Raw genomic sequence first — 11231 nt, forward strand, 5'->3', positions numbered from 1 at the left:
ATGGGCGCGTCGTCCCTCCGGGACCGGGTCAAGCAGCTGGTGCCGACGCAGGTCACCGACCGGATCAAGGAGCAGCTCGTCGACTACGGTGTGCGCACCAGCGACCGGCGGCCCCTCCCGGATTTTCTGATCATCGGCACGAAGCGGGGTGGCACCACCTCGCTCTGGAACTACCTGATCCAGCACCCGCTCGTGCCCCGGCTCTATCCCGCCTGGAACACCAAGGCCTCGCACTACTTCGAGGAGAACTGGTCGCGGGGCGAGGCGTGGTACCGCTCGCACTTCCCGACGGTGAAGCAGCGGACCGCGCTGGAGAAGCGGCACGGCGGCCCGGTCCGGGTCGGTGAGGCCGCGCCGCTGTACATGTTCCACCCGCTGGGCGCCGAGCGGGTCGCCGCGCTGCTGCCCGAGGTCCGGCTGATCGTGCTGCTGCGCGACCCGGTGGAGCGGGCGTACTCGCACTGGAAGGAGCGCCGCACCCACGGCATCGAGCCGCTGAGCTTCGCCGACGCGCTGGCTGCCGAGGATGAGCGCACCGCGGGGGAGCGGGAGCGGCTGATCGCCGAGCCGGACCACTTCAGCGAGGCGTACGACTGGTACACCTACCGCGCCCGGGGCCGGTACCTGGAGCACCTTCAGCCGTGGCTGGACCGCTTCGACCGGGGCCAGCTGCTCTTCCTGCCCAGTGAGGACCTCTACCGCGACGCCCGCGGCACCTACCGGCGCACCCTGGACTTCCTCGGCCTGCCCGCGCACGACCTGCCGGACTTCAAGGTCTACAACGACCGGCGCTCGGCCCCGCTGGAGCCGGAGCTGCGGGCCGAGCTGACCGAGTACTACCGGCCGCACAACGCGGCGCTGCGCGAGCGCCTCGGGCTGGACCTCGCCGACTGGTCGGACGTCGCGGCGTGACAGTCCCCGCGACGACCACGACCGACCCGCGGTCGCGGACCGACGGGCTGGGCTGGGTGGCCCGGGCGGTCTTCCCCGACGAGCGGGTGGTGCTCACGCTGGACGATCCGCCGGCCGGGCACCGGGTCGTCGCCCGGTACGCCGTGGTGCCCTCGGTGGACCGGGCGCGGTTCCTGCTGCCGCTGGGCGCGCCCCGGGCGATGGCGGCCGCCCTGCTGTCGTACAACGCGTTGCGCCCGCCGAAGGTACGGGCGGTCCGCGCCGCGTTGGGCGCGCTGGCCCGGGCCGGCGCGGTCCGGCGGCTGCCGTTCCCCACGTTGACCGTGGCGCTGCCGGACGGCGTCGCGCCGGCCGACGCCCTGATCACCGCGCAGGTCACCGAGGCGCTCGGTGGGGCGCCCGCGTACGCGGCCCTCGGGGTGCGCCCGCCGGACCCGAACCACAAGCCGACGCTGCAGCTGTTCGACGCCGACGGCACCCCCCGCGGCTACGCCAAGCTGGGCTGGAACGACGCCACCCGGGCCCTGGTGGCCGCCGAGGCCGACGCGCTGCGGCAACTGCCGGCGCTGGCCGGGGTGCCGGACCATCCGCTGGCCCCGGGCCTGCTCGCCGAGGTCGACGTGGCGCAGCGGCGGGTGGCGGTGGTCGACCCGCTGCCGGCGGACATCCGGGGCGTGCCGGTCGGCGCGCCGCCGGAGCTCGACGCGTTGCTGGCGGTCGCCCGGCGCGGTCGCCCGGCGGCACCGGCCCGTCCGCTGGCCGGGTCGTCGTTCCTGACCCGGCTGGCCGCCGAGGCGGCTCGCGCGGCCGCCGTCGAGCCGGCCGGGGCCCGGGCGGTGGCCGCGGTGGACGCGCTGGCCGCCCGGCACGGCGCGACCGAGCTGGAGTTCGGGCACTGGCACGGCGACTGGGTGCCGTGGAACCTGGGCCGGCACGCGGGCCGGTTGGTCGCCTGGGACTGGGAGCACAGCGCGCCGGACGTGCCGGTCGGGTTCGACCTGGCCCACGACGCCTTCCAACGGTCGGTGGTGCTCGCCGGGGACCCGGTGGCGACCGCCGCACGGGCGGTCGACGAGCAGCTCGACCGGTACGGCGACCGGCTCGGGCTCGGGCCGGCGCGCCGCCGGGCGGTCGCCGACGCGTACCTGCTGGAGATGTGGCTGCGCACCTGGCGGCTGGCCGCCGCCGGGGCCGGCTGGAACCCGGCGCTGCACCCGGGACTGCTGGACCTGATGGAGGAGCGGTGAGGAGTCGCGTGGGCGGGACCGACGGGCAACACCGGGAGCCACCGGTGCTGCTGCTGGTGGGATCGAGCGGGGGACACCTCGCCCAGCTGCTGGCGCTGCGTCCCTGGTACGAGCGCTGGCAGCGGTGCTGGGTCACCTTCGACACCCCGGACGCGCTCTCCCTGCTGGCCGGGGAGGAGGTCGTCCCCGCCCACCACCCGACCACCCGCAACGTGCCCAACCTGCTGCGCAACGCCCTGCTGGCGCTGCGGGTGCTGCGCCGGCGGCGGGTCGCCGCGGTGGTCACCACCGGGGCCGGGGTCGCGGTCCCGTTCGTGGTGGCGGCCTGGCTGCGCCGGATCCCGACCGTCTACATCGAGGTCTACGACCGGATCGACACCCCCACGCTGACCGCCCGCCTCTGCCGGCCGTTCCTCTCCGCCATGCTCGTGCAGTGGGAGGAACAGCGCCGGCAGTACCCGGACGCCACCGTCGTGGGGACGCTGCTGTGACCGGGTCGACGACACCGGACGCGAGCACGCCGGCCGGGACGACCACGCCGCGCGTTCCCCGTCCCCGGGCCGCGGCCGAGCCGCGCACGGTACGGGTGCTGGTCGCGGTGGGCACCGACAAGCACCCGTTCGACCGGCTCGTCGAGTGGCTGCGCGACTGGCACGCCGAGGTGGGCACCGAGGTGGCGCTGACCGTGCAGCACGGTCACACCGCGCCCGCAACGGTGTCCGGCGCGGTGCCGTTCCTCGGCCACGACGAGCTGCAGCGCGCGATGGCCGACGCCGACCTGGTGGTGTGCCACGGCGGGCCGGCGACCATCCTGGAGGCCCGCCGGCACGGCCGGCTGCCGATCGTGGTGCCCCGGGACCCGGGCCGGGGCGAGCACGTCGACGACCACCAGCAGCTGTTCGCCCGCCGCCTCGGGGCCGCCGGCATGGTGGCGCTCTGCGAGACGCGGGAGGCGCTGCTGGCGGCGCTGCGCACGGGTGTCGCGGAACCGGGCCGGTACCGGGTCACCGACGACCCGGAGGCGGTGCGCGCGCAGCGCGCGGCGGTGGAGCGGGTCGGCGGGATCGTGGAGGAGCTGGTGGCCGCGTCGGCACACCGGCGGGGCCGCTGGTGGCAGCGGCTACGCGAGCGGAACGGAGACAACAACCGATGACCGTCGTCCCCTCGGTCAGCGCGGTGGTGCCCACCCGGGACCGCCCGGAGCTGCTCCGGGTCGCCGTGCAGGCGATCCTCGACCAGGACTACCCGGGCCCGGTGGAGGTCGTCGTCGTGTACGACCAGTCGGAGCCGGACCGGTCGGTGGAGGCGCTCTCCGGCCCCGACCGGCGGGTCCGGGTGATCCGCAACGAGCGCACGCCCGGACTGGCGGGCGCCCGCAACACCGGCATCCTGGCCGCCACCGGCGAGTTGATCGCGTTCTGCGACGACGACGACGAGTGGCTGCCCGGCAAGCTGCGCGCCCAGGTGGACGCGCTGGAGGGCGTGTACGGCGCCGAGTTCGTCAGCTGCGGCATCCGGGTGACCTACGACGGGCACACCGTCGACCGGGTGCTGGAGCGCGACCGGGTCCCGCTGCCCGCCCTGCTGCGCGACCGGCTCACCGAGCTGCACCCGTCCACCTTCCTGATCCGCGCCGCCGCCCTGCGCGACGGGTTCGGCCTGGTCGACGAGGAGATCCCCGGCAGCTACGCCGAGGACTACGAGTTCCTGCTGCGGGCCGCCCGCAGCGCCCCGCTGATCAACGTGACCACCCCGTACGTGCTGGTGCGCTGGCACAAGCGGTCCTACTTCGCGCAGCGCTGGGAGACCATCTCCGACGCGTTGCAGTGGCTGCTCGACCGCTATCCGGAGTTCGCCGGCGAGCCGGCCGGGCAGGCCCGGGTCACCGGGCAGATCGCCTTCGCCCGGGCGGCCTCCGGCGACCGCAAGGGCGCGCTGTCCTGGGCCGGTCGGACGCTGCGCAGCAACCCCCGGGAGCCCCGGGCCTACCTGGCGCTCGCCGTGGCCGGGCGGGTGCTGGGCGCGGACACCGTGCTGCGCACCCTGCACAAACGCGGTCGGGGCATCTGATCGTGGAGGGCCTGTTCGGGGTCGCCGTGGCGGTCTTCGGCGTGTACGTGCTGTGCAACGTCCGTCGGTTCGTCGACGGTTCCGCCCGGACGAGCCGCGACGTCTTCGGGGTGGAACTGCCGCGCGGGAGCCGGCGGGAGCGGGCGCACGGGATCTGGGTCAGGACGATCACCGTGGTGGTGGCCGTCGCCATGGTGGTCGGCGGTCTGGTGCAGGCGTTCGCGCCGCACCGGCGCTGATCCGTACGGGGCGGCCGGGAACCCCGGGCGAGGGCGGGCGCGTTGTCCGCTGGGCGGGACGGGGCGGACGGCTGCACCGGGCGGCCACCGGGCGTGACAGACTGACCGCTGTGTTGCGCTGGTTGACCGCAGGTGAATCGCACGGACCCGCCCTCGTCGCGATGGTGGAGGGGGTGCCCGCCGGCATCGAGCTGACCACCGGAGAGATCGCCGGTGAGCTGGCCCGCCGCCGGCTCGGCTACGGCCGGGGCGCCCGGATGTCGTTCGAGCAGGACGAGGTCGAGATCATCGGCGGGCTCCGGCACGGCCTGACCATCGGCAGCCCGGTGGCGATCCGGGTCGGCAACTCCGAGTGGCCCAAGTGGCGCACCGTGATGGCCGCCGACCCGGTGGACGCCGACGAGCTGGCCAGCCAGGCCCGCAACGCCCCGCTGACCCGGCCCCGGCCGGGCCACGCCGACCTGGCCGGCATGCAGAAGTACGGCCACACCGACGCCCGGCCGATCCTGGAGCGGGCCAGCGCCCGGGAGACCGCCGCCCGGGTCGCCGTCGGCACCCTGGCCAAGGCCCTGGTCAAGCAGGCCCTCGGCGTCGAGATCGTCTCGCACGTGGTGGAGCTGGGGCCGGTGGCCGCGAAGCCGGGCCTGCGGCCCACCCCGGAGGACGCCGAGCGGATCGACGCCGACCCGCTGCGCTGCCTCGACCCCGAGGCGAGCGCCCGGATGGTGGCCGAGGTGGACGCCGCGAAGAAGGCCGCCGACACCCTGGGCGGCGTGGTCGAGGTGCTCGCGTACGGGGTGCCGCCGGGTCTGGGCAGCCACGTGCAGTGGGACCGCAAGCTCGACGCGCGACTGGCGACCGCGCTGATGTCGATCCAGGCGATCAAGGGCGTGGAGATCGGGGACGGCTGGCAGCAGGCCCGCTCCCGGGGGTCCGCCGCGCACGACGAGATCATCCCCACCGCCACCGGGGTGCGTCGGGTCACCGACCGGGCCGGCGGCCTGGAGGGCGGCATCACCACCGGTGAGCCGCTGCGGGTGAAGGCGGCGATGAAGCCGATCTCCTCGCTGAACCGGGCGCTGTCCACGGTCGACGTCACCACCGGCGAGCCGGCCACCGCGATCAACCAGCGCTCCGACGTCTGCGCGGTGCCCGCCGCGGCGGTGGTCGCCGAGGCGATGGTGGCCCTGGTGCTGGCCGAGGCGGCGGTGGAGAAGTTTGGCGGCGACTCGGTCGCCGAGATGCGCCGCAACCTGAGCGGTTACCTCGACTCCCTGGTGATCCGGTGAGCGCGAGGAACGCAGCGCAGCGGAGTACCGCAGTCGCGAACGAAGGGGCGCTCCGGTGAGCACCCGGCCGGTCTGTGTGCTGGTGGGCGCGCCGGGCTCCGGCAAGACCACGGTGGGGGAGGAGCTGGCCACCCGACTCGGCGTCGGGTTCCGGGACACCGACGCCGACATCGAGCAGCTCGCCGGCAAGCCGATCCCGGACATCTTCGTGGACGAGGGCGAGGAGCACTTCCGTACCCTGGAGCGGGCGGCGGTGGCGGCGGCGCTGGCCTCGCACGCCGGGGTGCTCGCCCTCGGCGGCGGTGCGGTCCTCGCCGAGGAGAACCGCGCCGCGTTGATCGGCCACACCGTCGTGCACCTGTCGGTGGAACTGCCCGACGCGGTCAGGCGGGTCGGGCTCGGGGCCGGCCGGCCGCTGCTGGCGCTCAACCCGCGGGCCACCCTCAAGCACCTGATGGAGCAGCGCCGCCCGCTCTACGCCGAGGTGGCGACCGCGACCGTGGTCACCGACGGGCGGACCCCGCCGGAGCTGGCCGCCGAGATCGCGGCGCTGCTGAAGCCCTGACCGGCCGGGGCGCCGGCCGCCAGGTCACCAGCAGGGCCAGGGCGAGCAGCAGCTCGGCCACGTCACCGCCGTAGTACATCAGCGTCGCGGCGGCCCGCAGCTGTGCCGGCGGCGCGGCGACGTCGACCAGGCCGGCGTACAGCAGCTGGGCGAGGGTGGCGTGCGCGGCCACCGACAGGCCCAGCACCACCAGCCGGACCGGCACCCCGGGCCGGTGCGGTCCGGGGTCGGGTCCGGCGATCGACCAGCTGAACAGGTACCCGGCGGCGAGGAAGTGGGCCAGCACCAGCGGGTGCGTCCAGGGCCGGGTCTGGGTCGCCGCGTACAGCGGGGTCAGATGCAGCAGGTAGAGCCCGCCGGCGCTGAGCAGCAGCCCGGTCACCGGATGGGCGGGCACCCGCAGCAGCGGGTGGCGCAGCGCCCGGACCAGGGCACGGCCGCGCCGCCGGTCGAGGGTGCGCAGCAGCAGGGTGCCGGGGGCGCCGAGGACCAGCCCGAGCGGGGCCAGCATGCCGACCAGCAGGTGCCGCCACATGTGCGCGACGAGGTCGTGCCCCGGCACCAGCGCCGCCGCGGCGAGCAGCGCGCAGCCCACGGCGAAGCTCACCGTGCGCCGGTGGCCCCACCCGCCCCGGTCGCCGGCCCGCAGCGCCGCCGCCAGATAACCCCAGAAGAGCACCAGGGGTACGAGCAGCAGCGGCCCGACGCCGCCGCCGTGCGACCCGGTCATCGCCGCTCGGCGCAGGTGTCCACCACGGTGGCCCGGCGCTGCACGGTCCAGCCGACGCCGATGAACGCGACGCCGAGCAGCAGGAAGCCGACGTCCCAGGCGGTCTGGTGCGGGCCGCCGTGCACGTGGTGGATGCCGAGCAGGTGGTGGTCGACGATGCCCTCCACGACGTTGAACAGACCCCAGCCGACCAGCGCCCAGCCCCACAGCGCGGGGGAGCGCCACAGCCGGCCCCGGGACCGGGTGACCCGGGCGTGGAGCAGGGCGAGCCCGGTGAGCACCGCGATCCAGGTGACGACGTGGAACAGGCCGTCCCACAGGGTGTTCATCTGCAGGCCGGAGACGGTGTCCACCGGGTACGGCCGGATCCCCACGTTGTCGGTGTCGGTGCTGCTGAGCATGTGGTGCCACTGGAGGACCTGGTGCAGCAGGATCCCGTCGACGAAGCCGCCGAGGCCCACGCCGAGGATCGTGGCCGGCACCCGGATGTCCGCCCCGTCGATGGTCGATCGGTTCATCGTCCGCTACCTCCCGCGTCGGTGGTCCCGTTCCTGGTCACTGCCCGCTGTCACCCGGTCAAACGTCCGGACCGGCTGCCGGGCCACGGTGTGGACAGTCGCCGCGCGGAGGCGGCCGGCTCGACTAGGCTCCCCGCCGTGGACGAGGTGACCCGGATCCCGGTCGGTGGCGAACGGCCGTACGACGTGCTGGTGGGACGTGACCTGCTCGACCCGCCGCCCCGGCTGCTGCCCGGCGCCCAGCGGGTGGCGTTCCTGCACGCCCCGCCGCTGAAGGCGCTGGCCGAGCGGCTCGCCGGGCAGGTGCGGGCGGCCGGGGTGACGCCGCTGCTGATCGAGGTGCCGGACGCCGAGGCGGGCAAGCACGTCGACGTGGCCGCGGCCTGCTGGGACCGGCTGGGGGCGGCCGGCTTCACCCGTACCGACGCGGTGGTCGGGGTGGGCGGCGGCGCGGTCACCGACCTGGCCGGTTTCGTGGCGGCCTGCTGGCTGCGCGGGGTGCGCTGGGTGCCGGTGGCGACCTCGCTGCTCGGCATGGTCGACGCGGCGGTGGGCGGCAAGACCGGCATCAACACGGCGGCCGGCAAGAACCTGGTCGGCGCCTTCCACCCGCCGGCCGGGGTGATCTGCGACCTCGCCACCCTGGACAGCCTGCCCCCGGCCGACCTGGCCGCCGGCATGGCCGAGGTGGTCAAGTGCGGCTTCATCGCTGACCCGGTGATCCTCGACCTGGTGGAGCGGGAGCCGACCGCCGCGCTGGACCCGAAGGGCCCGGTGGCCCGGGAGCTGATCGAGCGCGCGGTCCGGGTGAAGGCCGACGTGGTCGCCGGTGACCTGCGCGAGTCGGGGGTCCGCGAGGTGCTCAACTACGGGCACACGTTGGCGCACGCGATCGAGAAGGCGGAGGGCTACCGGTGGCGGCACGGGCACGCCGTCGCGGTGGGTCTGGTCTACGCGGCCACCCTGGCCCGGCTCGCCGGCCGGCTGGACGCGGCCACCGCCGAGCGGCACCGGGCGGTCGTCGCCGCGCTGGGCCTGCCGACCGGCTACCGGGCGGACGCCTGGCCGGACCTGCTCGCCGCGATGCGGGTGGACAAGAAGACGCGGGGCAGTCGGCTGCGCTTCGTGGTGCTGGACGGCCTGGCCCGCCCGGCGATCCTGGAGGGCCCGGCCGACGAGCTGCTGCACGAGGCGTACCGGGAGATCAGCTCGTGAGGGTGTACGTGCTCAACGGGCCGAACCTGGGCCGCCTCGGCACCCGGCAGGTCGACGTGTACGGGGTGACCAGCTACGCCGACCTGGTCACCATATGCGTCGACACCGGCCGCGAGCTGGGGCTGGACGTGCAGGTCCGGCAGACCGACGCGGAGCACGAGCTGCTGGGTTGGCTGCACGAGGCGGCCGACGAGGGCGCGGCGGTGGTGCTCAACCCGGCCGCCTGGTCGCACTACTCGATCGCGGTGCGGGACGCCTGCGCGATGCTGCGCGGCCCGCTGGTCGAGGTGCACATCTCCAACATCCATGCCCGGGAGGAGTTCCGGCACCACTCGGTGGTCTCGGCGGTGGCCACCGGGGTGATCTGCGGCCTCGGCGTGGACGGCTACCGCCTGGCCCTGCACCACCTGGCCGCCCGCTTCGGAGCCGGCACCGCCTGAGCCGGGCCACCCGCAACGACCCGGGTCGGTGGTCGTCACGTTCGTCACACTCGGTGACCCGAGTGCCTGCTCTGCCGCATGCCCTCGTCGGCCTTTGCTCTGCTTCAACCCACGCAACACCGTACTGAGCTGGGGATACTTCGCAGGTGTCGGCCGGGGTGCGTCGTCACCGTTGTCACTGACAGTGCCTGTTGCGGTGGTTGAAGCAGAGCAAAGGCGGCGCGGGGGGACGGTGCCTCAGCGGTGGTCGCTCTGGGTGATCCTCGGCACCCGGGGCGGGGCGGCGCGGGGATCGGCGAGCGGGGAGGCGCGCAGCGCGGCGGGGCCGGTTCGACACAGCTAGTAGACTTGGTGGGTCTGTCCGCCAATTGAAGATCAAGGCAGGAAATGGCCTCCACCAACGACCTCAAGAACGGCCTGGTACTCAACCTCGACGGCGAGCTCTGGTCCGTCGTCGAGTTCCAGCACGTCAAGCCCGGCAAGGGTGGTGCGTTCGTGCGTACCACGCTGAAGAACGTGCTCTCCGGCAAGGTGGTCGACAAGACCTTCAACGCGGGCACCAAGGTCGAGACCGCGACCGTCGACAAGCGCACCATGCAGTACCTGTACGCCGACGGTGAGGACTACGTCTTCATGGATCTGGAGACGTTCGACCAGATCACCGTCCCCGGCGGCACCGTCGGCGAGGCGGCCAACTACCTCCTCCCCGAGGCCGAGGCGACCGTCGCCACCCACGAGGGGGTGCCGCTCTACATCGAGCTGCCCACCTCCGTGGTGCTCGAGGTCACCTACACCGAGCCGGGCCTGCAGGGCGACCGCTCGACCGGCGGCAACAAGCCGGCCACCGTCGAGACCGGCGCGACCGTCCAGGTGCCGCTCTTCATCACCACCGGCGAGAAGATCAAGGTCGACACCCGCGACGGCCGTTACCTCGGCCGAGCCTGATGGCCGAGGGTCCCAAGCAGCAGATGCCGGCGCGCCGCAAGGCGCGCAAGCGGGCGCTGGACGTGCTCTTCGAGGCCGACCTGCGCGACCGGCCCCCGGTCGACGTGCTCGCCGGCTACCTGGAGCGGATCGAGAAGCCGCACCCGGAGCACCTGGGCTACGCCGTCGGCCTGGTCGAGGGCGTCGCGGCGCACCTCGACCGGATCGACGAGGTGATCGCCAGCTACGCCGAGGGCTGGACGCTGGACCGGATGCCGGTGGTGGACCGCAACCTCGCCCGGATCGCCGTGTACGAGCTGCTCTACGTCGACGAGATCGACGACGCGGTGGCGATCAGCGAGGCCGTCGAGCTGGCCCGCCAGATGTCGACCGACGACTCGCCGCGCTTCCTCAACGGCCTGCTCGGCCGGATCGCCGAGTACGCCACCCGCTGAGCGGTCACCTGACGACGAACGAAGGGCCCGTGCCGGACGGCACGGGCCCTTCGTGACGGGTGGATCAGGACGCGAAGAACGCCCGCGGGTCGGCGACCAGGACACCGTGCTCGGTGAGCCGCTCGATCAGGCCCGACGGCGAGGCGTCGTAGACGATGGCCAGGGCCCGCAGGTCGTCGGCGCGGATCGAGAGCACCCGGCCGTTGTAGTCGCCGCGCTGCTGCTGGATGGCGCGCGCGTAGCGGGCGACGTAGGCGAGGTCCTCGGAGGCCTCGTCGTACAGCTTCTCCAGGTCCAGGACGATCTTGCTGGTGGGCTCGTGCCGCACCCCGCTGCCGTCGGGCAGCAGCTCCGAGACGGGAACGCGGTAGAACTCGGCCAGCTCCGCCAGGCGGGACACGGTGACGGCGCGGTCGCCACGCTCGTACGAGCCGACCACCACGGCCTTCCACCGCCCGTTCGACTTCTCCTCCACGCCCTGCAGGGACAGGCCCTGCTGCTGGCGGATGGAGCGCAGGCGGGCGCCCAGCGACTTGGCGTATTCAGAGGGCATTCGGACACTCCCAGTGCTGCTCGGGGTTCTCCCAGCTATCGCTACGGAGCGTGACGGTACGGGGATTGCGACAC

Annotated in this window: 15 protein-coding genes; 12 read left to right on the plus strand and 3 right to left on the minus strand. The window is 74.2% G+C overall.

What is annotated here, in order from left to right:
- The 8 genes from GA0070611_RS02535 to GA0070611_RS02570 all read left to right on the plus strand — a co-directional run bounded on the left by GA0070611_RS02535 (window position 1) and on the right by GA0070611_RS02570 (window position 6322).
- The gene (locus GA0070611_RS02535) at window positions 1-912 is read left to right on the plus strand and encodes a sulfotransferase family protein (RefSeq protein WP_091656670.1); all 912 of its coding nucleotides are present in this window, start codon (window positions 1-3) and stop codon (window positions 910-912) included.
- Window positions 909-2159: a hypothetical protein gene (locus GA0070611_RS02540; protein ID WP_091656675.1), complete on the plus strand. Its 1251-nt coding sequence runs from the start codon at window positions 909-911 to the stop codon at window positions 2157-2159. The genes GA0070611_RS02535 and GA0070611_RS02540 overlap by 4 nt, the downstream gene beginning before the upstream one ends.
- An 8-nt stretch (window positions 2160-2167) precedes the next feature.
- Complete coding sequence (locus GA0070611_RS02545) at window positions 2168-2650, plus strand: UDP-N-acetylglucosamine--LPS N-acetylglucosamine transferase (protein ID WP_091656678.1); 483 nt, start codon at window positions 2168-2170, stop codon at window positions 2648-2650.
- Window positions 2647-3312: a glycosyltransferase gene (locus tag GA0070611_RS02550; protein WP_091656681.1), complete on the plus strand. Its 666-nt coding sequence runs from the start codon at window positions 2647-2649 to the stop codon at window positions 3310-3312. The genes GA0070611_RS02545 and GA0070611_RS02550 overlap by 4 nt, the downstream gene beginning before the upstream one ends.
- Window positions 3309-4229 carry a glycosyltransferase family 2 protein gene (locus tag GA0070611_RS02555; RefSeq protein WP_091656686.1) on the plus strand — a complete coding sequence of 307 codons (921 nt, stop codon included), beginning with the start codon at window positions 3309-3311 and terminating at the stop codon, window positions 4227-4229. The genes GA0070611_RS02550 and GA0070611_RS02555 overlap by 4 nt, the downstream gene beginning before the upstream one ends.
- A gap of 2 nt (window positions 4230-4231) precedes the next feature.
- Window positions 4232-4468, plus strand: a complete 237-nt coding sequence (locus GA0070611_RS02560) for a hypothetical protein (RefSeq protein WP_091656690.1) — start codon at window positions 4232-4234, stop codon at window positions 4466-4468.
- A gap of 110 nt (window positions 4469-4578) precedes the next feature.
- Window positions 4579-5757 (plus strand): chorismate synthase, encoded by a 1179-nt coding sequence (gene aroC / locus GA0070611_RS02565; protein WP_091656694.1) that lies wholly within the window; start codon window positions 4579-4581, stop codon window positions 5755-5757.
- A 55-nt stretch (window positions 5758-5812) separates the two neighbouring features.
- Window positions 5813-6322, plus strand: coding sequence for a shikimate kinase (locus GA0070611_RS02570; protein WP_091656697.1), 510 nt, complete (start codon window positions 5813-5815; stop codon window positions 6320-6322).
- Here the strand turns inward: GA0070611_RS02570 and GA0070611_RS02575 are convergent.
- Both GA0070611_RS02575 and GA0070611_RS02580 read right to left on the minus strand, forming a co-directional pair.
- Window positions 6261-7052: a cytochrome c oxidase assembly protein gene (locus tag GA0070611_RS02575; RefSeq protein ID WP_091656700.1), complete on the minus strand. Its 792-nt coding sequence runs from the start codon at window positions 7050-7052 to the stop codon at window positions 6261-6263. The two genes, GA0070611_RS02570 and GA0070611_RS02575, sit on opposite strands and share 62 nt — an antisense overlap.
- Window positions 7049-7570: a DUF2243 domain-containing protein gene (locus GA0070611_RS02580; RefSeq protein ID WP_091656703.1), complete on the minus strand. Its 522-nt coding sequence runs from the start codon at window positions 7568-7570 to the stop codon at window positions 7049-7051. The genes GA0070611_RS02575 and GA0070611_RS02580 overlap by 4 nt, the downstream gene beginning before the upstream one ends.
- Before the next feature lie 138 nt (window positions 7571-7708).
- Here GA0070611_RS02580 and aroB point away from each other — a divergent pair, with 138 nt between their 5' ends.
- The 4 genes from aroB (at window position 7709) to nusB (ending at window position 10604) form a co-directional block, all read left to right on the plus strand.
- Window positions 7709-8785: a 3-dehydroquinate synthase gene (gene aroB, locus GA0070611_RS02585; RefSeq protein ID WP_091656707.1), complete on the plus strand. Its 1077-nt coding sequence runs from the start codon at window positions 7709-7711 to the stop codon at window positions 8783-8785.
- Window positions 8782-9225 carry a type II 3-dehydroquinate dehydratase gene (gene aroQ / locus GA0070611_RS02590; protein WP_091656712.1) on the plus strand — a complete coding sequence of 148 codons (444 nt, stop codon included), beginning with the start codon at window positions 8782-8784 and terminating at the stop codon, window positions 9223-9225. Before aroB ends, aroQ begins: the two co-directional genes overlap by 4 nt.
- Before the next feature lie 387 nt (window positions 9226-9612).
- Window positions 9613-10170, plus strand: coding sequence for an elongation factor P (efp, locus tag GA0070611_RS02595; RefSeq protein WP_088970950.1), 558 nt, complete (start codon window positions 9613-9615; stop codon window positions 10168-10170).
- A gap of 23 nt (window positions 10171-10193) precedes the next feature.
- Window positions 10194-10604 carry a transcription antitermination factor NusB gene (gene nusB, locus GA0070611_RS02600; protein ID WP_197675945.1) on the plus strand — a complete coding sequence of 137 codons (411 nt, stop codon included), beginning with the start codon at window positions 10194-10196 and terminating at the stop codon, window positions 10602-10604.
- A 64-nt stretch (window positions 10605-10668) separates the two neighbouring features.
- On the opposite strand, the gene bldD is transcribed toward nusB, so the two are convergent.
- Window positions 10669-11157, minus strand: coding sequence for a transcriptional regulator BldD (gene bldD, locus GA0070611_RS02605; protein WP_091656720.1), 489 nt, complete (start codon window positions 11155-11157; stop codon window positions 10669-10671).
- Window positions 11158-11231: the final 74 nt, after the last annotated feature.

The sequence above is a fragment of the Micromonospora auratinigra genome (assembly GCF_900089595.1).
In the GTDB taxonomy this organism is placed as follows: Bacteria; Actinomycetota; Actinomycetes; order Mycobacteriales; family Micromonosporaceae; genus Micromonospora; species Micromonospora auratinigra.